The following is a 24,482-nucleotide window of genomic DNA, read 5'->3' as shown; positions in this document are numbered from 1 at the left end:
ATTTAATAATTAATTTATGTATGAAATATTTTAACTTGATCTTTTTGCTACTATTCTTTTAAAAGGAAAACCATTTCTTGGGCCCCAGTCAAAGCATACTGCCTTAATACCTGTTAAGCCTAAGGGATAATCATTTGATATTCGCTTATAACTTTCGCCATCATATCTTCTTAAACAAATTTCTTGCCTCTCATCATCAGAAATTTTAGAGGGTCCAGAATTTTCTCCTTTATAGACTCCTAACTCGATATTTTTTTTATGGGCTGCTCTTTTTTCAAGACGTATGCGCACATTGCGTTTTTTCGTTTCAGCTTTTTGGGGAGCCATAATTCTAATTCTTGTTTCAGACAATTTATCTCTAGTTTCTTGACTTACTATCTTTCCCTTATGTGCATTTGCTATTTTCTCTTTTGTCTCTTTTGTGTGTTTATTACCATATGCCGGGTGATCAGCACCATACTTTCCATATTGAGGATTATTCTTTCCAGCAAATAAACCTTCCCTACTCTCTCTATATCCATCTTGATCCCAAATATCTTTTGCTCGTTTAGATCTTGCCTCGGTTGAATCTTTTTCAGCGATAGCTTTTTTTGTAGCATTCGATGTTTGCTCTTGATGCTTTATTTTGTTTGTCTCATCTTCATACCAATCAGACTTAACACCTAAGTCTCCGCCCTTAATTGAATTCCAACCTATACTTACATTTGGCCTAAATGTATATTCAAGCTCAAGCGCATGTTCTTCTGATATGTTCTCATTTATCACATCCCAAATAATCTCATCTTTATATTTTTTTATAACTCGCGCAAAGTGGTGATCAGCTCGCCTTGATGCTTTTATATGTGATCTTCTTCTCTCGTCAAGAGTATTTGAAGTAATACCAACATAACCATCCTTTTTGATGTCTTTATGTCTTTTAAGATGTGCCCAATAGACTATGAATTTTTTCGTCATATTAAGAAAGTAGATTGGTTATTAGAGAGGTTATTTTATTTTCCATTCTTGTTGAAATACCGCTTTAGTATTTCTTCATCAGATAACCTATTTAGTTCATCAGATAAGCTATTTAGGTCGTATGGCTCAAAACACTTTTTAAATTCATCTATGGTTTTATAAGCTCCAATAACCCAATTAACTTCATCCTGGCCTACGCTATCTTTTTGAGCTGTGCCGCCTATATATGCTACTTCATTATTCTTATTTTCTATTTTGATTGAAAATATATAATTTTGCTGAACCTTATTTACTTCATTTATAAAATCTCTGGTATATTTGGCTCTTAATGCATCATTAATTACCTCAGGTTTACAGAACTCCTCATTTATCATAGATTTATCATCGGGTTTTAAGAACATATCATTTATCCTAGTTTTATCAGATAAGCCATCCGGTCTTAAACTTGTGTCAATTGCTATGTCAATTGCTATGCCGTCATATTGCTTTTTATCTTTTTCAATCTTGAAGCCATCACTATATTGAACCCACATATAAAATTTCCATAAATCATTTAGAAAAAATTTTGCTACTTTTCTCCCATAAGCCTCATCAATTAATTCATCTTTTACTATTTCTAAAAATGGGGGAAGTTCATCTTCCCAATAAGGTTCGGGGATTGGTATTGACGTCATCTTATTTTCTCCTTTGAGTATTTTTCTAAATAAAATAGCTAAAAACTTAATAAATGTTGTTTTAGCTACCTCTTCATATATATGTAAAATTTGAGTAAAGCACCTGATACCATGGGATTTGCTACCCCCATTTTTTTATAAAATTTATAAATCAAAATCAGCAATGATTGGGTTGTGGTCGCTTAGCTCTTTTGTATTTTGTACCCTTATTCGTTTCAGACAATCATATAAATCTTTAGTACAGAACATGTGGTCAAGCTCCCATGGGAAATCACTCTTATTATGATAATGAGTTTGAATAGGCTCTGAATTATACTTTCTAACACAATCATAAAATCCCATATCTAAGATTGCATTAAAAAAATCATTTGTCGGATATGTACCCTTTTTTGCAAATCTGGGATTGTAATCCATTCTTCGGTCCATATTAAAATCTCCTGCAATTATTATATTTTTTGCATCATGGTGGTGTCTTAGATGACTCACAAATTTACTAATAAATCCTAAAAGGGGTGGATTTACAGGTTTAAAATCTAAATTTGCATAGACATTTATAAAATAAATATCTTTATAGCTCGTAACCAACAAACCCATACCTCTATCATCTTCCATTTTAATTTCTTGGTAATTTTTGTCTCTAGAATAAAAAACAGTTCGATTTGTTTTTTTAATGCATCTCTCGATTGCATTAATGCCATTTATTAATGGGCTTGCTTCTTGAGCCATTACAAAGTCTGAATTTAGATTATTTATTGCAAATTCCCAACAGTTTTCTTTACTACGCTTATTCATATTCCATGAAATAACTCTCATTTTTTTCTCCTTTATTTGACAATATTAATTTGAGTAATTTATAAAAAGTAGATTGGAAGATAAAAGGGTTATTTTTTATGTAAACCTGACAATTAGAGATATTTACGTCTACCTATTACATTACAAAATTGGAGGCACTCAATTGAAAAAACTACTACTACTTATTTTATTCTCTTCACAGATAGCATGGGCTAAAGACACTAGAGAACTTCTAACAAAACTACCGCCTTTGGTTATTGAGATGATTCAAGAACACCCTCACACCCTTTATGCAACACTTTCCTGCTTTAATTATCCCAAAATAAATGTGCAAGCTTGTGAGCAATTAACGAAAGTTGATCATCCAGGTTCAGCTTATTCAAAACATAACTTAGGATATGCAAATGAATTTGGTGAAATGGGATTAAAACAAAATTATTCTAATGCTTTCTACTGGTACTTGAGAGCTGCAAATCAAGGGCTACCAGACTCACAATATAATTTAGCAAGAATGTACGAATATGGCCTTGGGATTCAAGTCAGTCATGTCATGGCCAAAAAACTTTATCAAAAAGCTGCTAATCAAGGCGATAAAAAAGCAGAGGAAAGACTTGAAATACTGATGTTACTAGCCATAAATCAAGCCGTTGAAAAAGGTCAATTTCCTTATCAAGGAAAACTAGATTATATGACTAGATTGGAGCCTTGGCAGATTAAAGAGGCTAATAATTATTTTAAATAAATACTCTCAAACAGCGATTATTTTTCTCCAGCGTAGGGTAGCCTACCCGAAATCAACACAGAGCCTTAAATCGCCTTAGAGCCCTAAAATGGTAAAAATAAACCTATATAAATCAATAACTTACAAAATACATATTTTTTACCCAATTTAGCCAAAACGAGCTATTTTTTAATAATTAATTAAAAAAAAAGGAGTGACTTTTTTATTTTTTAATTTGTTTATTGACTAGCCTCATATTGTTTAAATTAAGTCCTTTAACATTAACCATATTACTAAAGATAGTGGCAAATAAGCGTATGGAATAATTTTCAACTTCATCTAACAAAAAACTATATTCAGGATGAAGTTCAAAAAATAAAAAACTATCAAATTCGTCCATAGCAACTCTTGTTGATTTGTCATTTACTCTGTTTCCAAAGCTATTTGCTTTGCCTACATAAATTTGAGATTCGTTCTTATTATTTAGTATGTAGACTACATTTGATCTTGAGGCATATTTTTTTAGTTCAGATTTATCAAGCCATCTGTCTGAATAGGAAATGAAAAGCTTATCTTTAGGTTTTTTGTTTTTACTATCCTCCCAAAATGCAAATAGATTCTTATCTTCTAAAAAATAAAACATCTCATCAAAGTCTGTTTCCTGCTTTGAAAGAGTTTTAAGTCTAAAAATATTGCCATCTTTATGATCAAATTCTAGAAGCTCTTTTAATTTTGGCTTTGCCTTATTTCTTGTTGAAGCATAGCTATATATCATTAATTTTCTCAAAGCCTTTAGAGTATCCAATTCATCATTCCAAAAAATATGTAGCACCACTCTTTCTGGATATTTTACTAAAGACCTTTTTTTTGACTTCCCTGAATTATCCTGGCTTACTAATCTTATTTTTGCATCATATACTTTATTTTTTATCTGGAGTTTTATAGGTTTTGTTCTATCAGAAACAGATAAGCCAAAATGCTTAATATATTCTTGATAAAAGGCTTTTTGAAGCGTGAAGCCATAATAAAAGAATGTATAACCAGGAACTACATACAAAGAGCTTAATGCCATGTCTCTGCCATCACCAAATTTGGTATTAACGACAAGATCAGTATTAGTTTTTTCATAATTTCCTTAAGTTCTATTAGTGGGAAAGCATTAAATTCATAAAATATTATAAATAATATAAACAAGTATAACTCCAGAAGTAAACCCAGATAAAGCAGCTAATTTAAGCTCATCATTATTTTTTAGTTCTCGAGATTTTTTATATATATGGTTAAGAAATTTTTTCATTTTTTTATTAATCTGAAAACCTATTACCTTTAGCAATATTTTCACCGCCCCACATTGGTTTCAAGTTTTCTAAGCCCCAACATTTTTTAAATTCTAAATTGCCTGTTGTTTTAAAATTAAACCAAGACTTAGGTGTTCTATGGTCAATATGCCATTTTCCATAATTATCCCAAGTCATACCTTCCTCAAATAAAGCCTCAAGATGCTTCATTAATTCATCAACTGTGAAACCCACTAAAATTTCCCAGTGTTGACCTTTTTTTCCATTTTTTAAAGATTGACGTATTTGAGAAGAGATATTGGTATGCACTCTAGTTTTTGGGTCATCATGATACTTAATGAGAAAATTTTTTGCCCTTTGCTTATTTAATTTTTCTTTAAATTTGGGATCTGAATGATACTGCTTCAGCTGATTTGCAGCCCTTTGCTTATTTAATTTTTCTTTAAATTTGGGATCTGAATGATACTGCTTCAGCTTATTTGCAGCCCTTTGTTTATTTAATTTTTCTTTATATTCAGGATCTGAGTGGTATTTTTCTCTTTTATTTTTTTTTGCTCTTTCACGGTAAGCAGCATCATTCTCATAACGTTTTTTAGCAGTAAATCTTCTTTTTTCAGCACATTCTTTACAGCAAAATTGGAGGCCATCATTTGTTCGATTACTTGGTTTAAACCATGAAAAATCAAGGTACCTATTACACCTGTTACAATTTTTTTTCATAATTATCCTTAAATAGAGATGAGATAGCTTTTCTTCTATTACTAAAGTGCCTTACCTGATCCTATTAGCCAATGAATCAACTCCTCAATTAAAAAATATATGACAACAAAAGAATAAAAGGGGAAGCCACTAAAAGCCAAAACATACCCCAAAAAATCAACCAAGAAAGTCCGGCAAACAAGACCCATGCTAAACCTACTATCATTCCAATAACTGATTTAATAGTTTCCATAATTACTCCCCTACTTTCTTGCTGAATTTTTTAACATTGATTTGTAAAAACTAAAGTTTTGCTTATCTCCACAAATCATAAAATCATCACCAAGCATTCCGTGAAAAAAATCATTGTATTTAATTGCATTTTCCTCTGCCATCAACTTGTAAGTATCCATCCAGTACTTATATAGTTTTGTATAGCCATCAGTTGAATAATCTATTTTTTGAGCCAGAGGGGCAGTAGAATACAAATACACATCACCAAAACCTTTATATTGGTCTGCTAGTGATTTAATATCACTCCTATTATCTGCTGATAGCCTCCAGACAGCTGCGTCCATGACAGCTGCACACCTTGTACCCACATGAACAATATTTGATGAATCTTGTTTCCAATCATAATTTTTTACCATAAATTCATGTAACGATTGATTCTCGCCAGCATGAACGCTCATTGAAGTAAATGCAGCTAGTGCTATTAGAAATTTTTTCATAATATAAACTCCTTTATTCTTAAGAATTATTGCTCCCTAACCCAAAAGTAGATTAATTACTAAAAAGGTTACTATTTAATATTGTCGTAAACAGTTTTTTTCCTAGGTTTAGAGCTTTTATAATCTTTCCTATCAGATTTTGATCCGATAGGATTATTTCTATGCCAGCCATAAGATCGAGATTCAATAAATTCACTATGATTCACTTGATTAATAAATCTTTGTTCCTCTAAAAATTTAAGATTATTTTTTAACTCATCTTCATCCAAAAGACCTCTAAATTGAAAGATCAATTCTTCAAAAAGAAGGTAGCCATCATCCTGTGATGCATGACACATTAGCAACATTAAAAATTTAAATATGTCTGGCTCTAGCATCACAAATCGTCGTTGTTGTAAAAGCTCTCTTGCATAGAATTTAAACCAAGGCATTTGCCTTACATACCGAAAAGATGTTTTATCATATTGTTGATATTTATCCCATTCAGTAACTCGATAGATTGGATGATTTGTATTCGTTATACTTAAATCAACGGTCAAATTTTTTTTCATAATCGTCTCCATATAATTAAAATAATCTGCTACATTTAAAAAGTAGATTTAAAATTTAGAAGGTTACTAACGCGTACATAATGCATGCATAATGCTTGCGTCATGTCAGAACAGAAATAGAAATAGAAAGAGAAAAAGAAAGAGAAAGAAGGAAAAAATACTTATTAGAACTAAAAACATTCGTTAGGAAGTATATATATAAAAAACAGTTACTTATAGTTATAAACAAAAGTAATTTATAGGTTTATATTTTCTAATTTACGAGCTAAATGACTAACTTTGATGTGTGTATAAGCCTTTAAAACCTGTAGTGTCTGGTGTCCTGAAATGGCTGCCACTTCCATCGGATTGAGTCCCTTTTCAAACAATCTAGAGATAGCTTCATGACGTAAATCATGGAACCTTAAATCTTGAATTTGTGTGCTTTTGATCATTCTTTGCCAAGTACTTTTAAAACTCGATGGTGAATTCCAACTCCAAAATATTTGGTTTTTTGAGATATGTTTAGGCAGATTTTCAATAGATTTTATTGCGATTTTAGATAGAGGAATTTGTCTTGATATTCCATTTTTTGTCTGTCTAATTGTGGCCACATTTTTATCAATATCGATCCAACTTAAATTAATAATTTCACCTAATCTGAGCCCTGTTTCAATCGCAAAAATAATGATATTTTTTAACATTACACTCTGACTTTTTTCAGCAGAATCTAGAAGAATCTTTTCCTCACATTCACTCAATCTTCGAATACGATTTCGATTCACTTTCGGTTTTCTAATAAATTTTGTGGGGTTCTCAATCGCGCCATATCCCCATTCTTTTTTTGCTATCTCACAGAGATGAGAAAGTGTATTGATGTCTTTGACGACAGTGGCACCTGATTTTCCTTCACTCAATCTTTTATCCCGATATTGAGAGACCACCTGAGGCGTTAAATTAATTAATGCATATTCGCCTAATGAGGTATTGATGATACTTAACCGACTCAATTCTCGGGTATAGGACCTTTTTTGAGGGCTAATTTCCTTGCCATAACGTTCAATCAGGTCAGATAACAAGGTTTTACTCACCAATGAATAGTTGAATTGATAACCTTGGTCAAAACTCACCTCCACTGACCTCACCCACTTCAAGGTATCTGATTTGAGCTTGAATACCCGTGACTGATGCGGAAATCCTTTCCTGCGGATAATGCCCTGCCAAGATTTGTTTTTGCGCTGCCTGATGGTTGCCATAGTCGTCCTTGTGAGACCAAAATGTGACCAAAAAATGAGTTAAGCTAGCCTTCGTAGGATACCGCGTTGTAGGTGAAAACCTTCTGAAACCCTTACAGCTACAACCGGTAGCCAGTCAGAGAGAATGGTGCCCTCGGCACGATTCGAACGTGCGACCCTCCCCTTAGGAGGGGGATGCTCTATCCCCTGAGCTACGAAGGCAAATGATTTATGAAATTATAGAACTTCGTTGATAAGATTACATCATATAATTTAATAAAATTAATATGGTCATCAATTATGTTAAAAGTTTTTCTCGTTTTAGCTATTGTTCTTTCTCTCGTTTTTATTTTTAAAAAATCAGCTTTTGGATCTGAAGATAAATTACTAGGAAAATCTGCTCCTGAATTTAAGCTTAAAAATTCTTATGGAGAATTAGTATCTCTTAAAGAATTCAAAGGTGAATGGTTACTAGTTTTTTTCTACCCTAAAGATGACACACCTGGATGTACGAAAGAGGCTTGTTCACTGAGGGACAACTTTACAGAAATTAAGAAATTAAATGCCAATGTTGTAGGAATAAGTATTGACTCAAGTGAGTCGCATAAAGAATTTAAAGAAAAGTATAACCTCCCCTTTATGTTGCTTTCTGACCCTGATGGAGAAACTGCAAAAAAATATGGTGCTTTAAATAATTTCTTTATTTTTAAATTAGCAAAAAGACAGAGCTTTATAATTGATCCTGATGGGGTTGTAAGAAGAGTTTATAGGGATGTATCTCCATCGAATCATGCACAAGAAATTAAAAATGACTTAGAGGCTTTTGAGAGAAATTCATAGAATTGAACGCTCTAATAGGAAATTTTCGATGTTAGCTATGATTAATTATAAGTTCAACAATTGAAAAGTCATCATCAAGAGGTCCATCATCTTTCTTTAAATTTTTTATTTCCTCATAAATTAAATCTGATTGAAGTTCATCAGTGTTGTTAAATTGTTTTTTAACAAGATTCGTGAAGTCTTCCAACGTCATTTCATTATTATTTTTATCAGTTATTTCGTAAACTCCATCACTAAATACATATAGTTTATTTTCTTTAGTTAATATAACTTTGCTCTCCTCATAATCTATATCTTCAAAACATCCAACTGCAACACCTTTAGTTGCCAGTTTTTTAATATTTGTTTGGTTTTTTGAGCTTTCATTATGAATCAAAATAGCATGAGGATGGCCGGCTGATGCATACTTTAATGTCTGTGTTGATGGGGAATACACTCCATACCATACTGTAAAAAATTTTAAATTTTGTTGCTCCATTGGGAAGGCTGCATTAAGCCCATTTAGAACTGAGGCAGGACTACGAAAATCAGTATCAACAAGAGATTGAGAGCGAATAGAATTAATTGCAGAAATACAGAGCATTGCCGATCCCACACCATGACCACAAACATCAATCAAAAAAATTGCCAAGTGATCATCGTCAATCCAATGATAACCAAATGCATCTCCCCCAAGAGCCGATGAAGGAATATGTTTCCATGAGGATTTAACTAAATTATCATCTAACGGTTTTGGTAAAAGGCTATGAATATAATTTGCCGCCTCGTTAATTTCATCGGATAAAGCTTTTTGACTTTTAATCACACTTTGGGCAGCTTCCTCTGCAATTTCTTTAGCTCGATGAGCTGCAGTAATATCATAAAACCATGCTAATACAACATCTTGATCTAGATAACGAAGGTGATGAAATGAACCCATCACTTGCAATGGTATGTCTGAGAGTGTTTTCATAGCTAGAACTTCATCAATAATATTTTCTTGTTTTTCTAATCTTTTACTTAATACTTCAAAGTCTTTTGTATGTCGATAAACCCTCATCGGAGTCAGGGTTTGAAGATCTTTATCTTTAACTTCAAACATATCCATGTAGCGTGGATTAGCAAATATAATATGTTTATCCGTTGTCCTCATTATCCTCAAAGCTACCGGACTATTTTTAAGAATATTTAAAGTGTCATCCTCAAAATCTTTAAGGATTTCAAAAATTATTTTTTGTGCTTGTTCGATACTAGGCATATAAGTTAGTTAATTTCTTTTTCTAAGATTAGTTGATTGATTTCATTAATACGTTGATAGCTCTGGTTGTCAGTCATATTTTTTATAAAATGAACACCCAGACCGCCAATAGCATGAACCTCTAAATCACTTTCAAGATCAGGTTGCTTTGCTTCGGTAAGAGGATTAAAGGCAATACCATTATCTTCATACTTTATCTTAAGTGTGTGCTCTTTCATTTCTAAAGTTACTTTAACCTCTAAATTTTTAGCCTTACCATAGTTAATAGAATTAGAATAAAGCTCTTCAATTATTAAATTGATCGGATTAACCAAAGCCATATGGCCTTTAAAGAAATCATTTAATTGTTCAGTGAGATAAGTTAAATCTTCAATTTTTTTGGAAAGTAAAATAACACTTACTTGATTTTCATTATCCATAACTAAAATCACATACTTTCTATGGCCTGAGCTTCGGTTTCGTAAACTCCTAGCATCTGGCCGAACCCACTAATATCTAAAACCTCCTTCACACCATCTCTTGGAGCACATAAAACTAACTTACCTCCAAGTGATTTAGTTTTTTTAGCGATAGTTAATATAGATCTAAGTCCTTCTGAGCTTATATAATCAAGTTTTTCAAGATTAAGTATAGCTTGATTGCTATCCTTTAAAATTTGCTTTTCGATATCCTCTAGAAACTGTTTTGATGACAAACCATCAAGGCGACCTATGGGTTCAATGACTAAAATTCCAGATTTATTTTCAATTTTTACTTCAAGCATATAATCGTCTCTCTTTTATTCAATTAAAATTTAAGTAATATCTTTATTATTACCGTTTAGTCTAAACTAAAGGTTTAATTCAATAAATACCTTTATATATTAAATTTTTTTAGGATTACATTGTTATGAGTAATGAAGAAATTGTTCGATTCGAACCTGACGACAAACCATCCCATATTTTATCTGCGGGTCTTGGTTTGCAAGTTACTGTAATGATTATTACCGGTATTATGCTTACTCCTCTGATTGTTGGCCGGGAGGCAGGTCTTCCTTTAGGTCAGATTAATTGGCTAGTATTTGCAGCATTATTGGCGTGTGGTATTTCTACTTGGTTACAAATTAATCGCATTGGAATTATTGGGGGTCGGTATTTATTATTTGTTGGCTCTAATGTTGCCTTTATAACAGTTGCTATTGCTGCCCTTGACAAAGGTGGACCTTCTTTATTGCTTACCTTGGTGTGTGCAGGTTCGCTAGCAACATTTATATTTACCTCAAGAATGGGTGCCTTACGTAAAATTCTCACTCCCGCAATCGGTGGAGTTGTGTTAATGCTAATGGCACTTAATGTTGCCCCGGTAATATGGTCAATGCTAAAGGATGTGCCTGAGAACTTTAAAAACCAACCCAGCATAGCCTTTGTTTTTTTATCTACCCTCTTACCAATTATTTTAACTACGATTTATGGGAAAAAAGTTCATCGACTTTGGGCACCATTAATAGGAATTTTTTGTGGATATTCTTACGCCTATTATATTGGTCTAGTCGATACTTCCCAATTTCAAAATAGCCCTTTACTTGGATTTCCAGAAATATATTGGCCTGGATTAAACTTCACAATAAATGCGGATTTTTGGGCTTTACTACCAGCATTTATTTTAATCACCTTTGTCGGTTGTATTGAAACATATGCAGATGGTATTGCTGTGCAAAAAAAATCATATAAAAAATCACGTTCCATCAATTTTAAATCTATACAAGGAGCCATAAATGCAGATGGAGTTGGTAGCTTCGTGGCGGGAATTTTGGGATCTGTCCCCAACACAGTTTATTCAATGAGTATTGGCGTAATGGAGATTACTCGAGTTGCTGCACTAAGGGTAGGTATTTGGGGAGGTCTATTTATAATTCTTTTTGGTTTATCTCCCAAATTAATTGCCTTGGTTTCGAGTATTCCTAATCCAGTTGCAGCTGCATATATATTAGTCATTATTGTAATGCTTTTTGGTCATGGACTTGAAATGGTTAATGAAACAAAGCTAGCATCGGAAGCAATGCTGGCTGTTTGTCTTGGTTTTTTTGCTGGGGTTGGGTTTCAGGGAGGTTTTTTATTTAATGATTTATTTCCTGAAAGTGTTCAGGTTTTCTTATCGAATGGAACAACTTCTGGGGGGCTGACAGCAGTACTAGTTATGCTATTGTTAATGATAAAAAAACGATCTAAATTTAATTTATCAATTCCATTGAGCATTGAAAGCTTAAAAAAAATTAATCAGTCTATTGAAAATTTTTCAAAGAAAAATAAGCTAAATGTTTCGACTCAAAATCGAGTTGTATTGGTAGCAGAGGAGGCTTTGACCTTTCTAATTGAACATCAAAGTAAAAGTAATAAAAAAAGTAAAAAAAATATTGTTTTTAAACTTTATCATCAAGCAGATATTACTGAGTTAGAATTTATTTCTAAGCCTATTGATGTAAATGCAGAGTCGGCAGCGATAGCACTCAAGGGCATAGGTGAAGTTGATTTTGAAAAGAAGCTTTCTCTAAAATTATTATATGGATTAACGCAAGAATTAAAACATTTGCAATACCAAGGCATTGATTATCTATATTTAAAAGTAGGCATGATCAAATAAAAAAATGAAAGATTAGGATATGAAAAATAAGTCAACAGAAAAAGTTTTATATATTACAGCTCCTGTTAATGCATTAGTTGAGGGGCTTTATAGAGAAAATACCTCTATTTCAGAAATCATTAAAAAAGGAAATTTTGGTTTAGGCACCTTTGATGATCTAGATGGCGAAATGGTAATTTTGGAAGGGAAGGCATATCAATTAAAATCTGATGGGCAAGCATATAAGGTTAGTCCATCTCAAATGACTCCTTTCGCTTGCATAACACAGTTTGAGCCCTACAGTTTTGAAGAAGTAGATACATCAATAAATTTAAAAGAATTATATGGATTTTTGGATAAAACTTTACCATCAAAAAATATGATTTATGCAATAAAAATTGAAGGCGAATTTAGTTACATTAAAACTCGATCAGTACCCAAACAAGAATCCTACAAACCCTTAGTTGAAGTTGCCCGGAATCAACCAGAATTTTCATATAAAAATATATCTGGCTCTATGGTGGGTTTTTGGACGCCCGATTTTATGGATAAAATAACAGTGCCCGGCTATCACCTACATTTTTTATCAAAAAATTTAGAACTTGGTGGGCATCTGCTAGATTGTCAAACTAAAAAAATAAAAATTAGTATCCAGCATGTTGCAAGAGTTGAACTTTCGCTCCCAATTACACTTGATTTTATGACAACTGACTTGAGTAGAGATATAACAAAAGATCTCAATGAAGCTGAAAATTAGATAAAGAAAATTAAATATGACCGTTCCAAAAAATCAAACTGCAAAAAAAGCAATTACTACCTTTGCTCTAAGATGGATATTCTTATTAATATTTATTGAAATTTTTTCATTGTTCTCCCTATGGTCAATAAACAAAATTGTAACTATAGAGAATCAAAAAACACAACAACTATCCTATCTATCTGAATCAATATGGAATGCAAACTCTTCCTTTAAGTCTCAAATTCAGTCATGGAAAAATATTTTAATTCGAGGAAAAAATAAAGATGATTTTAAAAAATATAATTTAGCTTTCAATAAAAACTACAAAGATGTGCAATCTATATTACAAACTGCAATTACAAATTGTAACTATGAGAAAGATTTATTTGATTGCTCCACTTTAGTTAACTTAAAAGATGAGCACTTTAAACTAAAGGATAAGTATTTAAATGCTTTAGCGACTGTCAAAAATTATAAAATAAATAATTTCATTGAGTTAGATAGGAAAGTTCGTGGTATTGACCGAGTGCTGCAAGAAAATTTTTTAAATACGGCTACAGAATTAAGAACTATTTTCCAAACTCAACAAAGTGTCTTCAATCTTTCAGTGTCTGAAAGATATTCAAATATAAAATTTTTTTTACTAACTTTATTACTTATAGCTTTATCTTATATTTTAATTAGTTTATATAAAATTTTAAAAATAGATTTAAACCCTCAAAAATAAATGAAAGAAATTATTTTTTCATTAGCTGGGCTTGGTTTATTTTTGTCTGGCCTTAATCTTCTTTCTAGTTCAATTAAGATTTTTACTGGGAAAAGATTTCATAAGCTTATAACATCGATTACCAATTCTACTGTTATGAAGGGTGCTGTTGGGTCATTAATTGGCTTGATTACACAAAGCACCAATGCAGGGACTTTTCTTATAATAGGTCTTGTTCAAGCAAATTTAATTCCTTTAAAGACTGCCTTAATTTTAATTGCTTGGACTGGAGTAGGTACTTCCTTTTTAGTTTTTGTAGCATCGATTGATATTCAATTTTTGGGCTACATTTTACTTAGTATCGTTAGTATTTTTTATCTTTTTAATTTAAAAAATAATGAAAATTTATTTAATGTATCTCCATTAATTTTTGCAATCGGACTAATTTTTTTAGGGTTAGGTATCATTAAATTAGGCACTAATAATATGCAAAGCTTTTTTTGGATAAATGAATTTTTTGTTTTTGCTTCAGAAACTATAGTAATCTCCATAATATTAGGATTGTTTTTTACACTAATTTCTCAATCTGCCTCTGTCATTACAATTTTAGTAATCACACTTGTTTCCAGTCAAGTAATTCCAATGGATTCAGCAATTTTTATGATAATTGGTAGCAACATTGGCTCAGGTTTAAGCCTTTTACTTTTTCACCCTCACCTTGAAGGTCAGCAAAAAAAAATAATTTTGTTCCAATTGAGTACAAAAATATTAGGCTCTTTTTTTATATTAGTAATTATATTAATTACGCCTCATATTTTCTTTGATTTCACACTATATAAGAATATAAATTTTTTAACCATCCAGTTGTCACTTTTATATTTATATCTTCAATTATCAGGTGCGCTGATAGCAACTATTTTAAATGGCAAAATTAATGCTTTATTAAATTATCGCATCCCAGATCAAGAGATAGATTTGATTTCTAAACCTAAATTTATCTATCAGGAAATACTTAATGATGAAGGAATTGCAATTAATTTAATAAATCAAGAACAACAACGTTTGCTTAGTTTTCTACCACAATATATGGATTATGTTCGACATGATAATAAAAGTGATTTATTGCTTCAGGAAAGGCATAAAGGCTATTCGTTACTTTATTTAGCAATTAAGGATTTTACTGATCAGGTAATTTCTAATAACCCCCAAAAAGGTATATCCGAATTGTTAATTTTGCAAAGTAAAAATGAATCGATCAAGTCACTTATGAACTCACTCAAAAGTTTTGCTTCGATAGCAAAAGAAAATAATTTAAAAAAATCAGACTTAAGCATTTCAATGGCTGAAAGTCTTCACATGCTTTTGACATTATTAAGCGAATGTGAAAAATCACAAGAGGACATTGGAATATTAATTAATTTAACTGCTGAACAAGGTAGCCTCATGGATGAAATACGCACCAAAGTTTCAAAATCAAATGGCACATCAGGTCATGAACAAAAGGCTTTATTCTTATTAACTAGATTGTTTGAAAGACTTGTTTGGCAAATACGTAAACACAATTCAATACAATAAAAAATTAAAGGGTATTTTTTTTCATCAACTTCTCAATCATGTTAATACCAAAACTCACGCCAAAACCGTTAACTTCACTTGCCACTGCACCTAAACCCCCTTTGCGATTGCTTGATGATAAGTCTACATGAAGCCATGGAACTTTATTTTCAACAAATCTACCCAAGAAGCGAGTCGCATGGATATGGTCTGGCCCACCCTCAAGAGTGCACTGCTTAATATCTGCAATTTGGCTCTTTAAATCTTCTTCATAATCTTCATCAGATGGAAAAGCCGTAACTCTCTCCCCTACATCAGAGCCTACGCCCACCGCCATGCAGCCTAGAGCTGAATGATTACTTAACACACCACTATATCGATCTCCCATAGCAACATGCATACAACCTGTTAGTGTGGCAAAATCTATAATTGCTTTTGGTTTCTTTCTAGAAGCCATAGTTAGCGTGTCAGCTAATACCATTCTTCCTTCTGCGTCAGTGTGAACAATTTCAATTGTCATTCCATTAAGCGCTTTAACTACATCATTTTGTTTATAAGCTTTTGGTCCAATATGATTTTGTGCGATTGCTAACCAACAATCTAATTTAACCTTAGTTTTCGCATCACTTATAGCTTTTAATATACCTAAAACAACTGCCGAGCCATTCATATCCTCGTGCATACCACTCATAAATTTTGCTGGCTTTAGATTGTGTCCACCTGTATCAAAACAAATACCTTTTCCAACCAAACTAATAGTCTCTTTTGCACCCTTTGGTGAGTAAGTAAGATGAACAATCGCCGCATCTTGTGGCTCAGAACCTTGTGCCACTGCATAAAAAGCGCCTGCACCTAATTTTTTTAATTTTGGCATAGCAAATTCTTCTAACTTCCAACCATTTTCTTTTGACAACTTCTTAATTTTTTGACGATAAATTGTTGGTGTTAATTGGTTGGGTGGTGTGATTGTCAACTCTCTTGTAAGGGTGTTTCCAGCAACTAAAGCCTCAATATCTTTAAAGTTAGTTTTTACCGAACCTCCAAAAGTATTAATTGATTTAAGATTTTTTTTCTTTGCACCTGATTTTAAATTTGGAAGGTCTTGAGAATTTACTGAAGCAACATAGACTGCTTGATTTAGCCACTTGTCATTATTTTTTGATTCATTGACAATTGCCAAAATTTTTGGATTTTCCGAGAGTATTTTATCAAGGGCTTTTCTCAATAATGTTTGTATTTGGAATGTATTTTTTTTCTCGGAAACCATTAACCAGGTCACTAAACTCCCATTATCTAATTCAGCTGATAAAGCTGTTTTTTTTAAGTCCGTAATTTTAATGCCTTGTCTTTTAATATTTGCATTAAGAGCACCGGCAAACAAAGGATTAGAATGTTTTTCATCGAATAAAATAAACGTATGCAAATTTTTCTTTAAATTTGATTCAGTAGGTAACTTATTATTATTTGTAACTTTAATATTCATTCAAAAATCCTTAAAATAATTAAAAATCAATCACTTAGAAAAAAAATACTATCTTAGTGAGGTCAAAAAAAGCTTGACCATTTAACCCAAAACCTTGAAAATCACATTAACAACATGCCACTAGACACTTATAATTTTATTTAATTCTATCTTATTAAATAATTTATTACGGTCAAAATATTAAAATTGAACAAATTTCATAGGATAAGTTAAGTATATGGATCTGAGTCTTGATAACGATGAATTAGAAACGCAAGAATGGAGACAAGCGCTCAACTCTGTAATTGATGCAGAAGGTTCTGAACGTGCCCATTTTTTAATTGAAATGATGATTGATCAAGCGCGTCGCTCAGGCTCGAACCTTCCCTATAACGCGACAACAGCCTATGTAAATACAATTCCCACACATCTTCAACAGAGGCACCCAGGTGATCCTGGTATGGAGAGAAGAATTCGTGCATTGATCCGATGGAATGCGATCATGGCCGTATTGAGAGCGAATACTAAATCGCCAGGTATTGGTGGACATATTGCAAGCTTTCAATCCGCAGCCACGCTTTATGACGTTGGATTTAATCACTTCTTTAGAGCTGAAAATGAATCATTTGGTGGAGACTTAGTTTATTTCCAAGGTCACTCCTCGCCTGGTATTTATGCACGCGCCTTCCTTGAAGGAAGGATGACTGAGGAACAATTAGATAATTTCAGGATGGAAACCAAGGGTAATGGCTTATCCAGCTATCCTCACCCATGGTTAATGCCAGAATTTTGGCAATTCCCAACAGTATCTATGGGCTTAGGTCCATTAATGGGAATTTATCAAGCGCGTTATTTAAAATACTTACATGATAGAGGTATTGCTGATACTTCAGATAGAAAGGTTTGGGTATTTTGTGGTGATGGAGAAATGGATGAGCCTGAATCACAAGGTGCCATTTCTCTTGCAGCTAGAGAAAAATTAGATAATTTAGTCTTTGTAGTGAACTGTAATTTGCAGCGATTGGATGGTCCCGTTAGAGGTAATGGTAAAATTATTCAGGAGTTAGAATCAAACTTTAGAGGCTCTGGATGGAATGTCCTTAAAGTTATTTGGGGTTCTTATTGGGATCCACTATTTGCCATGGACAAAGATGGCCTAATGAAAAAAAGAATGGAAGAGTGTGTTGACGGTGAATTTCAAAACTTCAAAGCCAAAGGTGGGGCCTTTACTCGTGAAGAATTCTTCGGCAAGTATCCAGAATTAAAAGAAAGAGTGGCCGCAATGTCCGATCAGGATATATGGAGGTTAAATAGAGGGGGTCATGATCCTCACAAAGTTTACGCTGCTTATGCAGCTGCCGTTGCTCATAAAGGTCAACCTTCTATCGTCCTTGCTAAAACAGTCAAAGGTTATGGTATGGGTGATGCTGGTGAAGGGCAAAATATAACCCATCAACAAAAGAGTATGGATATAGAGTCACTTAAAACATTTAGAACAAGATTCGATTTACCTATAAGTGATGAGGAAGTTGAAAATCTTGCTTACTATAAACCAGGTAAAGATTCACCTGAATTGAAATATATGATGGAGAGAAGAAATGCTTTGGGAGGTTTTTTACCGATTAGAAAAAAACAAGGGAATAAACTAAATGTTCCATCTATTGATGCTTTTTCAAAACAATTAGAGAGCTCGGGTGATAGAGAAATTTCTACCACAATGGCTTTTGTTCGAATCTTAACAACCCTGGTCAAAGATAAAGATATTGGGAAATTTATCGTACCGATTGTTCCTGATGAAGCAAGAACTTTTGGAATGGAGGGAATGTTTAGACAGTTAGGTATTTACTCATCTGTAGGTCAGCTATACGAGCCACAAGATTCCGATCAAGTGATGTTTTATAAAGAAAAAAAGGATGGTCAAATTTTAGAGGAAGGTATTAACGAAGCTGGCTCTTTCTCATCGTGGATTGCCGCCGCAACTTCGTATAGTAATTCAGGAATTCAAACCATTCCGTTTTATATTTTCTATTCTATGTTTGGCTTTCAAAGAATAGGCGATCTAGCTTGGGCAGCGGGTGACTCTCGATCTAGAGGATTTTTATTGGGTGCGACAGCCGGTAGAACCACTCTGAATGGAGAAGGTCTTCAACATGAAGATGGTCATAGCCATTTACTTTCTGCAACTATCCCAAATTGTATATCTTACGACCCATGCTTTTCTTATGAATTAGCCATAATTATTCAGAATGGTTTAGAACGAATGATCAAAAATCAGGAAGATGTATTCTATTACATCACCATAATGAATGAAAATTACACTCATCCAGAAATGCCAAAAAATATTAATGAAAACATAATTAAGGGAATTTATAAATATTCAGAAAATAAAGCTAAGGGGCCAAAAGTTCAACTAATGGGAAGTGGCGTAATATTAAGAGAGGTTATTGAAGCTGCAAGTATTTTAGAAAAAGACTTTAATGTTAGTTCAACTATCTTCAGTGTCACCAGCTTTACAGAAGTAAGGAGAAATGCACTTGATATCCAAAGATGGAATATGCTAAACCCTGATAAAACTGAAAAAAAATCTACCTTAGATGAAATAATTATAGATTTAGAATCTCCTATTATTACTGCCACGGATTATATGAAATCATTTGCTGAACAAATTTCTACATTTTTACCTAATAAATTTATCTCTTTAGGTACCGATGGATTTGGACGATCTGACAGTCGTGAAGCGCTTAGAGACTTTTTCGAGGTTGACCGCAATCATATTGTTATTGCAGCCTTAAAAGCGTTAACTGAAAAACAAGTAATAGAAAAATCAGTTTTATTAAGTGCGATCAAAAAATATAAAATAATGAACGACAAACCTAATCCGGTATCTTTATAAATATGAGTTCAGAACAAATTCTTATTCCAGATATAGGTGATTTTGATAGCGTCGATGTGATCGAAGTATTAGTAAATATCGGCGATAATATTGAGTATGATATGCCTCTGATCACCGTAGAATCTGATAAAGCCTCTATGGACATCCCAGCGCCTAAAGATGGGATCATAAAAGACATTAAAATTAAGGTAGGTGACAAAGTTAAAGAAGGTAGTCTGATTGGTATGATTGAGGTTACAGAGACTAAATCCGAAGTTAAATCTGAAATAAAATCCCCTGCAAAAAATGATAAAAAAGAAGATATAAAAAAAGTTACAAACACCCCGTCACGCCCTGCTCCTGAGCCACCACAGAAAAAAGTAGCTAAAGAAACTCCTGTTCCTATTGGTGAAAGTGTACATAATGATGAAAATAAAAAAGCACATGCAAGCCCATCAGTTAGAAAATTCGCGCGTAATTTAGGTGTAAATCTCTCCTTTGTAAATGGGAGTGGCAATAAAAATAGAATACTCATCGAGGATGTTGAAAGATTTGTTAAAGATGAATTAACAAAACCGAGAAGTGAAAATATGGGTGCAAGCTTTGCCCCGATTCCAATGCCAAATATTGATTTTTCTGAGTTTGGTAAGGTTGAAACAAAAGCACTATCCAAAATTAAAAAATTATCAGGTGCAAATCTTCATAGAAATTGGGTGACAGCACCACATGTTACGCAGTTTGATAATGCCGATATTACCGATTTAGAAATTTTTAGAAAATCTATGCAAAAAGAAGCTGAGAAACGTGGAGCAAAATTAACACTACTCGCCTTTTTAATAAAAGCGAGTGTCAATGCATTAAAGGCTTATCCAATGTTTAATAGTTCACTATCCCCCGATGGAGACAATTTAATCATAAAAAGTTATTACAATGTTGGCTTTGCCTGCGATACGCCCGATGGACTTGTTGTACCTGTAGTTAAGGACGTTCAAAAAAAGGATGTGATCGATATTGCTGAAGACCTTGGTAACCTCTCAGAGAAAGCAAGAGCAAGAAAATTAAAAATGGATGAAATGCAAGGCGGTTGTTTTACCATTTCAAGTTTAGGTGGAATTGGTGGTACAAAATTTACACCCATCATTAATTGTCCTGAGGTTGCAATACTTGGTGTATCTCGTGCTTCTATGCAACCTGTCTATAATAAGAGTAGTGAAGATTTTGAAGCTAGGCTCATGTTGCCGTTATCACTTTCGTATGACCATAGGGTGGTAGACGGTGCAGATGGTGCCCGGTTTACGAGTCATCTTTGTATGATGCTATCTGATGTAAGGCGGCTCTTACTCTAGATCATATGGCAGAATTAAAAAAAATACACATCCCAAATATTGGTGACTTTGACAGCGTTGAAGTGATTGAGATTATGGTTAAAGTGGGTGATAAAATTAATATCGAGGATTCATTAATTACCGTAGAGTCTGACAAGGCTTCCATGGATATCCCTTCACCAGCATCTGGATTAATTAAATCCTTAAACATTAAGGTAGGTGATGAAGTCAAAGAAGGTTCATTGATTCTGTCTATTGATTCAGAAATTGAAGACTCTTCTGAGGAAAAAGCGCCAGCAGAAGAAAAACAGGCTTCACAAGAGAAAGAAACTCAGCCCTCACCTCAAAATGAAAAAAGTGATGAAGAATATGATGTTGCTGTTTTAGGCTCTGGGCCAGGGGGCTATACTGCTGCCTTTAGGGCTGCTGACCTTGGTTTGAAGGTTGTTCTAATTGAAAGGTACACGACCATAGGCGGGGTATGTCTTAATGTGGGCTGTATTCCTTCAAAAGCACTTCTTCATACCGCTAAAGTAATCACTGATGCAGAGGACACAGCCAGCCATGGCGTTTCTTTTAGTCAACCTAAGATTGATCTAGACCAACTTAGAAATTGGAAATCCAACAAAGTAGTTAAAAAATTAACTATGGGCCTATCTCAAATGGCGAAACAAAGAGACGTTAAGGTAATCGAAGGAGAAGGTAAATTTGCCTCCCCAAATCAAATTACCGTTAATCATAATGATGGTGCTAAGAAAATAATTGGATTTAAATCAGCTATTATTGCAGCTGGATCACAATCATCAAAGATTCCAAACACACCAGATGATGAAAGAATAATGGATTCAACAGGTGCATTAGAATTAAAAGATATCCCAAAAAAATTACTCATTATTGGCGGTGGGATCATTGGTCTTGAGATGGGAACAGTCTATGAAGCCCTTGGAAGTGAAGTGTCAGTTGTAGAATTAAGCGATGGATTAATTCAGGGCTGTGATAGAGACATCGTGAAGCCTCTTCACCGAAGAATGGAAAAACGTTTTAAAAATATTTGGTTAAAAACAAAAGTAACAAATATTGAGACAATAAAGGAAGGCGTTGTTGTTTATTTTGAAGGAGATGATGTACCTGAAAAATTAACCTTTGATCGAGTTCTTGTTGCCGTCGGAAGGAAGCCTAATGGACATAAAATTGACGCGGAAAAAGCAGGTGTTAAAGTTGATGAACATGGCTTTATTGATGTTGATAAACAAATGAAAACTAATGTTGATCATATTTATGCTATTGGAGATATTGTTGGCCAACCCATGCTCGCTCATAAAGCGACTCATGAAGGCAAGGTAGCGGCTGAAGTCATTGCAGGCGAGAAAGTAGAGTTCCAGGCAATGACAATCCCTTCGGTTGCCTACACTGACCCTGAAATAGCATGGGCAGGAATAACTGAGGATGAAGCCAAATTAAAAGAGATTGAAATTGAAAAAGCAGTTTTTCCATGGGCCGCTAGTGGTCGTGCTATCTCAACTAATAGAACAGAGGGTATGACCAAGCTTATATTTGATAAAAAAACAAATAGAATTATCGGTGCAGGTATTGTAGGAACGAATGCAGGGGAGCTTATTGCTGAGACTGTGTTATCAATTGAAATGGGTGCTGATGCTCATGATATTGGATTATCAATTCATCCACACCCAACGCTTTCTGAGTCAGTCGCAATGGCATCTGAAATAAAAGAAGGTTCAATAACAGACTTGTATATAAAAAAAAGATAATTCTTTATACGTAGGACATCAGTCCCTCAAAAATTAAATCACTTTCTATCTTAATTCTTGATTTCCAATCATCTTCTGATTGAGAAAAAATTAGATCAGCATCACCCCCGGATAATAATATAGGTAAGTCTGAAGGTAACTTTTTACAAACCAAATTGACAGCACCTTGAATACTCGTCAATATCCCTGTTGTCACAGCATCTTTTGTATTTAAGCTAGGATATTGGCTCTGCCCTATTTCTGTATCGATTAAGTTAGTGCTGTTATTTAATATGCCCAAGCTAATAGCAATGCCAGGCAAAATCATTCCTCCTCTAAAATGCGCTTTTCTTTTTTGATCAATTTGAATTAGATCAATAGTGATCGCTGTTCCAGCATTTATTACAATTATATCTTCACCATATATTTTCCAGGCACCCATGGCTGCCAACCATCGATCAACACCAAGGGTTGATTGATCAGTGTAATCGTTAATTAACTCTTCATTCGATTCTGAACTTACTTCGATAATTGGACAATGAAAATGTATTAAATTTTCTTTCAATTTATCAAGAACTATAGAGTGATTTACATTAGAAACTATGACTTTTTTTAAGGACTTAATTTGTATTAAATCAATATCCATAAAATTTTCAACCAATACAGAGTCTGATGAAATAATATTTTTTTCATCACGTTGTTGCCATTTAACACGAGTGTTTCCAATATCTATTAGAAGGTACATTACGCTGCACTCCGAATAGATACCTCGCCAGATGCGAATGACTTAGCACCTTCATCTGTTCTCACAATCAATGCACCCGTATCACTGATGTCGATTGCTTTTCCAGTAATAGTTTGTGAGTTCCCTAGCATAATATCGATTAACTTATCTTGGAAAGCATGATAGCTCAACCATTCATCTTTAAATGGCTTAAACTGATCCGACTCAAAAGAAGCGAGTACCTGTGCAAGCTCTTTAATGATAATCGCCATAAAAAAATTACTATCAATATTTTCTGATACTAAATTATTAATATCAGTTGCAGGTTGATCAATTTTTTCTAGTTGTGTTTTTGAAAGATTCAAATTTAAACCAATTCCAATTATGGCAGCACTTTGTCCATCAGTATCGCCTTGTAACTCTATTAAAATTCCTGCTAGTTTTTTATAAACACCCTCTTCAAAGATTAAAATATCATTTGGCCATTTCAAAAGCGCCGTTGAGATATTAATTTTTTTTAATGCCCTAATTAATGCAACACCGACAGCCAGACTCAAGCCAGATAAACCTGCCGCGCCCTGCGTAAAGCGCCATAGAAAGGAAAAAGTTAAACTCTCCCCAAGGGCAGATTGCCATTGACGCCCTCTTCTTCCCTTTCCTTGTGTTTGAATATTTGCAGCAACTACTGAAGCGTGAGGGTGGCCAATAGCCGCAATCTTTGATAAATAATTATTTGTTGAGTCAATAGAATCAAGTACTTTGATATCAAACCAACTGCCTTCCTCACCCATGGCATTTTTTATTATTTTTTCATTTAATAAACTGATGGGGTGTTGTAACTTATAACCCTTTCCTCTTACAGAAAAAATTTTAATCCCTACATCTTCAGCTTTAGCAATCGCATTCCAAATTGAAACACGAGAAACATTAAAATGTTTAGCCATCATCTCACCCGAATGGAATTTTCCATCTGCAAGAAATGCAATAATTTCAAATAAAAGGTTTGCCAAAAGAATTACCTTACTTAAATAATTTTAAAATCA

General features: G+C 33.4%; 24 protein-coding genes and 1 tRNA gene. 9 read left to right on the top strand and 16 right to left on the bottom strand.

Annotated elements, in window-relative coordinates:
* Positions 1-30 precede the first annotated feature (30 nt).
* The 3 genes from K6112_06765 to K6112_06755 all read right to left on the bottom strand — a co-directional run bounded on the left by K6112_06765 (position 31) and on the right by K6112_06755 (position 2,441).
* Positions 31-954 carry a hypothetical protein gene (locus tag K6112_06765; GenBank protein ID QZP17710.1) on the bottom strand — a complete coding sequence of 308 codons (924 nt, stop codon included), beginning with the start codon at positions 952-954 and terminating at the stop codon, positions 31-33.
* 35 nt (positions 955-989) lie between these two features.
* Positions 990-1,628 (bottom strand): hypothetical protein, encoded by a 639-nt coding sequence (locus K6112_06760; protein QZP17709.1) that lies wholly within the window; start codon positions 1,626-1,628, stop codon positions 990-992.
* A gap of 144 nt (positions 1,629-1,772) precedes the next feature.
* Complete coding sequence (locus K6112_06755; GenBank protein ID QZP17708.1) at positions 1,773-2,441, bottom strand: hypothetical protein; 669 nt, start codon at positions 2,439-2,441, stop codon at positions 1,773-1,775.
* A gap of 241 nt (positions 2,442-2,682) precedes the next feature.
* Here K6112_06755 and K6112_06750 point away from each other — a divergent pair, with 241 nt between their 5' ends.
* On the top strand, positions 2,683-3,162 hold the full coding sequence (locus K6112_06750) for a sel1 repeat family protein (protein QZP18504.1): 480 nt from the start codon (positions 2,683-2,685) through the stop codon (positions 3,160-3,162).
* A 202-nt stretch (positions 3,163-3,364) separates the two neighbouring features.
* On the opposite strand, the gene K6112_06745 is transcribed toward K6112_06750, so the two are convergent.
* The 7 genes from K6112_06745 to K6112_06715 all read right to left on the bottom strand — a co-directional run bounded on the left by K6112_06745 (position 3,365) and on the right by K6112_06715 (position 7,856).
* Entirely contained in the window at positions 3,365-4,213 is an 849-nt protein-coding gene (locus tag K6112_06745; GenBank protein ID QZP17707.1) for a hypothetical protein, read from the bottom strand.
* A gap of 232 nt (positions 4,214-4,445) precedes the next feature.
* A complete protein-coding gene (locus tag K6112_06740) occupies positions 4,446-5,159 on the bottom strand; it encodes a hypothetical protein (protein ID QZP17706.1) in 714 nt (237 codons plus the stop codon).
* Positions 5,160-5,247: 88 nt separating this feature from the next.
* Entirely contained in the window at positions 5,248-5,391 is a 144-nt protein-coding gene (locus tag K6112_06735) for a hypothetical protein (GenBank protein QZP17705.1), read from the bottom strand.
* Between the two features lie 10 nt (positions 5,392-5,401).
* Positions 5,402-5,869 (bottom strand): hypothetical protein, encoded by a 468-nt coding sequence (locus K6112_06730; protein QZP17704.1) that lies wholly within the window; start codon positions 5,867-5,869, stop codon positions 5,402-5,404.
* A gap of 71 nt (positions 5,870-5,940) precedes the next feature.
* A complete protein-coding gene (locus K6112_06725) occupies positions 5,941-6,420 on the bottom strand; it encodes a hypothetical protein (GenBank protein QZP17703.1) in 480 nt (159 codons plus the stop codon).
* Positions 6,421-6,656: 236 nt separating this feature from the next.
* Entirely contained in the window at positions 6,657-7,655 is a 999-nt protein-coding gene (locus tag K6112_06720) for a site-specific integrase (protein QZP17702.1), read from the bottom strand.
* A 125-nt stretch (positions 7,656-7,780) separates the two neighbouring features.
* Positions 7,781-7,856 (bottom strand) — tRNA-Arg (locus K6112_06715).
* Positions 7,857-7,934: 78 nt separating this feature from the next.
* Here K6112_06715 and K6112_06710 point away from each other — a divergent pair.
* Entirely contained in the window at positions 7,935-8,474 is a 540-nt protein-coding gene (locus tag K6112_06710; GenBank protein QZP17701.1) for a peroxiredoxin, read from the top strand.
* A 31-nt stretch (positions 8,475-8,505) separates the two neighbouring features.
* Here the strand turns inward: K6112_06710 and K6112_06705 are convergent, their stop codons facing one another.
* The 3 genes from K6112_06705 to K6112_06695 are packed head-to-tail and all read right to left on the bottom strand — an operon-like array spanning position 8,506 to position 10,474.
* Positions 8,506-9,711, bottom strand: a complete 1,206-nt coding sequence (locus tag K6112_06705) for a SpoIIE family protein phosphatase (GenBank protein ID QZP17700.1) — start codon at positions 9,709-9,711, stop codon at positions 8,506-8,508.
* Positions 9,712-9,716: 5 nt separating this feature from the next.
* Complete coding sequence (locus K6112_06700; GenBank protein QZP17699.1) at positions 9,717-10,130, bottom strand: ATP-binding protein; 414 nt, start codon at positions 10,128-10,130, stop codon at positions 9,717-9,719.
* Between the two features lie 8 nt (positions 10,131-10,138).
* Positions 10,139-10,474 carry an STAS domain-containing protein gene (locus K6112_06695; protein ID QZP17698.1) on the bottom strand — a complete coding sequence of 112 codons (336 nt, stop codon included), beginning with the start codon at positions 10,472-10,474 and terminating at the stop codon, positions 10,139-10,141.
* A gap of 125 nt (positions 10,475-10,599) precedes the next feature.
* On the opposite strand from K6112_06695, the gene K6112_06690 reads away from it, so the two are divergent.
* The 4 genes from K6112_06690 to K6112_06675 are packed head-to-tail and all read left to right on the top strand — an operon-like array spanning position 10,600 to position 15,329.
* Positions 10,600-12,330, top strand: a complete 1,731-nt coding sequence (locus K6112_06690) for a purine/pyrimidine permease (GenBank protein QZP17697.1) — start codon at positions 10,600-10,602, stop codon at positions 12,328-12,330.
* A 19-nt stretch (positions 12,331-12,349) separates the two neighbouring features.
* A complete protein-coding gene (gene budA / locus K6112_06685) occupies positions 12,350-13,066 on the top strand; it encodes an acetolactate decarboxylase (GenBank protein ID QZP17696.1) in 717 nt (238 codons plus the stop codon).
* A gap of 16 nt (positions 13,067-13,082) precedes the next feature.
* Positions 13,083-13,775: a hypothetical protein gene (locus K6112_06680; protein ID QZP17695.1), complete on the top strand. Its 693-nt coding sequence runs from the start codon at positions 13,083-13,085 to the stop codon at positions 13,773-13,775.
* On the top strand, positions 13,776-15,329 hold the full coding sequence (locus K6112_06675) for a Na/Pi symporter (GenBank protein ID QZP17694.1): 1,554 nt from the start codon (positions 13,776-13,778) through the stop codon (positions 15,327-15,329).
* A 4-nt stretch (positions 15,330-15,333) separates the two neighbouring features.
* Here the strand turns inward: K6112_06675 and K6112_06670 are convergent, their stop codons facing one another.
* Positions 15,334-16,791, bottom strand: a complete 1,458-nt coding sequence (locus K6112_06670) for a leucyl aminopeptidase family protein (protein QZP17693.1) — start codon at positions 16,789-16,791, stop codon at positions 15,334-15,336.
* A 217-nt stretch (positions 16,792-17,008) separates the two neighbouring features.
* On the opposite strand from K6112_06670, the gene aceE reads away from it, so the two are divergent.
* Genes aceE through lpdA form a run of 3 tightly spaced genes read left to right on the top strand, consistent with a single transcriptional unit; the run spans position 17,009 to position 22,736 of the window.
* The gene (gene aceE, locus K6112_06665; GenBank protein ID QZP17692.1) at positions 17,009-19,663 is read left to right on the top strand and encodes a pyruvate dehydrogenase (acetyl-transferring), homodimeric type; all 2,655 of its coding nucleotides are present in this window, start codon (positions 17,009-17,011) and stop codon (positions 19,661-19,663) included.
* 2 nt (positions 19,664-19,665) lie between these two features.
* Positions 19,666-20,988 (top strand): dihydrolipoyllysine-residue acetyltransferase, encoded by a 1,323-nt coding sequence (aceF, locus tag K6112_06660; protein QZP17691.1) that lies wholly within the window; start codon positions 19,666-19,668, stop codon positions 20,986-20,988.
* Between the two features lie 5 nt (positions 20,989-20,993).
* Positions 20,994-22,736 carry a dihydrolipoyl dehydrogenase gene (gene lpdA, locus K6112_06655; GenBank protein ID QZP17690.1) on the top strand — a complete coding sequence of 581 codons (1,743 nt, stop codon included), beginning with the start codon at positions 20,994-20,996 and terminating at the stop codon, positions 22,734-22,736.
* Between the two features lie 4 nt (positions 22,737-22,740).
* On the opposite strand, the gene K6112_06650 is transcribed toward lpdA, so the two are convergent.
* Both K6112_06650 and K6112_06645 read right to left on the bottom strand, forming a co-directional pair.
* Positions 22,741-23,460, bottom strand: a complete 720-nt coding sequence (locus tag K6112_06650; protein QZP17689.1) for a type III pantothenate kinase — start codon at positions 23,458-23,460, stop codon at positions 22,741-22,743.
* On the bottom strand, positions 23,460-24,449 hold the full coding sequence (locus K6112_06645; protein QZP17688.1) for a biotin--[acetyl-CoA-carboxylase] ligase: 990 nt from the start codon (positions 24,447-24,449) through the stop codon (positions 23,460-23,462). The genes K6112_06650 and K6112_06645 overlap by 1 nt, the downstream gene beginning before the upstream one ends.
* Between the last annotated feature and the right edge of the window lie 33 nt (positions 24,450-24,482).

The sequence above is a fragment of the Methylophilales bacterium genome (assembly GCA_019823025.1).
In the GTDB taxonomy this organism is placed as follows: domain Bacteria; phylum Pseudomonadota; class Gammaproteobacteria; order Burkholderiales; family Methylophilaceae; genus BACL14.
The sequence above is the reverse complement of the archived record's forward strand: the minus strand, read 5'-3'. Positions and strand labels throughout refer to the sequence as shown.

Bases quoted from the DNA above. Each gene is read 5' to 3' on its own strand.
- K6112_06740 (QZP17706.1), bottom strand. From the start codon at position 5,159: ATGAAAAAAAATTGTAACAGGTGTAATAGGTACCTTGATTTTTCATGG.
- K6112_06725 (QZP17703.1), bottom strand. From the start codon at position 6,420: ATGAAAAAAAATTTGACCGTTGATTTAAGTATAACGAATACAAATCAT.
- budA (QZP17696.1), top strand. From the start codon at position 12,350: ATGAAAAATAAGTCAACAGAAAAAGTTTTATATATTACAGCTCCTGTT.
- K6112_06755 (QZP17708.1), bottom strand. From the start codon at position 2,441: ATGAGAGTTATTTCATGGAATATGAATAAGCGTAGTAAAGAAAACTGT.
- aceF (QZP17691.1), top strand. From the start codon at position 19,666: ATGAGTTCAGAACAAATTCTTATTCCAGATATAGGTGATTTTGATAGC.
- K6112_06730 (QZP17704.1), bottom strand. From the start codon at position 5,869: ATGAAAAAATTTCTAATAGCACTAGCTGCATTTACTTCAATGAGCGTT.
- aceE (QZP17692.1), top strand. From the start codon at position 17,009: ATGGATCTGAGTCTTGATAACGATGAATTAGAAACGCAAGAATGGAGA.
- K6112_06670 (QZP17693.1), bottom strand. From the start codon at position 16,791: ATGAATATTAAAGTTACAAATAATAATAAGTTACCTACTGAATCAAAT.
- K6112_06690 (QZP17697.1), top strand. From the start codon at position 10,600: ATGAGTAATGAAGAAATTGTTCGATTCGAACCTGACGACAAACCATCC.
- K6112_06695 (QZP17698.1), bottom strand. From the start codon at position 10,474: ATGCTTGAAGTAAAAATTGAAAATAAATCTGGAATTTTAGTCATTGAA.
- K6112_06650 (QZP17689.1), bottom strand. From the start codon at position 23,460: ATGTACCTTCTAATAGATATTGGAAACACTCGTGTTAAATGGCAACAA.
- K6112_06710 (QZP17701.1), top strand. From the start codon at position 7,935: ATGTTAAAAGTTTTTCTCGTTTTAGCTATTGTTCTTTCTCTCGTTTTT.
- K6112_06720 (QZP17702.1), bottom strand. From the start codon at position 7,655: ATGGCAACCATCAGGCAGCGCAAAAACAAATCTTGGCAGGGCATTATC.
- K6112_06750 (QZP18504.1), top strand. From the start codon at position 2,683: ATGATTCAAGAACACCCTCACACCCTTTATGCAACACTTTCCTGCTTT.
- lpdA (QZP17690.1), top strand. From the start codon at position 20,994: ATGGCAGAATTAAAAAAAATACACATCCCAAATATTGGTGACTTTGAC.
- K6112_06735 (QZP17705.1), bottom strand. From the start codon at position 5,391: ATGGAAACTATTAAATCAGTTATTGGAATGATAGTAGGTTTAGCATGG.
- K6112_06745 (QZP17707.1), bottom strand. From the start codon at position 4,213: ATGGCATTAAGCTCTTTGTATGTAGTTCCTGGTTATACATTCTTTTAT.
- K6112_06675 (QZP17694.1), top strand. From the start codon at position 13,776: ATGAAAGAAATTATTTTTTCATTAGCTGGGCTTGGTTTATTTTTGTCT.
- K6112_06705 (QZP17700.1), bottom strand. From the start codon at position 9,711: ATGCCTAGTATCGAACAAGCACAAAAAATAATTTTTGAAATCCTTAAA.
- K6112_06760 (QZP17709.1), bottom strand. From the start codon at position 1,628: ATGACGTCAATACCAATCCCCGAACCTTATTGGGAAGATGAACTTCCC.
- K6112_06765 (QZP17710.1), bottom strand. From the start codon at position 954: ATGACGAAAAAATTCATAGTCTATTGGGCACATCTTAAAAGACATAAA.
- K6112_06680 (QZP17695.1), top strand. From the start codon at position 13,083: ATGACCGTTCCAAAAAATCAAACTGCAAAAAAAGCAATTACTACCTTT.
- K6112_06700 (QZP17699.1), bottom strand. From the start codon at position 10,130: ATGGATAATGAAAATCAAGTAAGTGTTATTTTACTTTCCAAAAAAATT.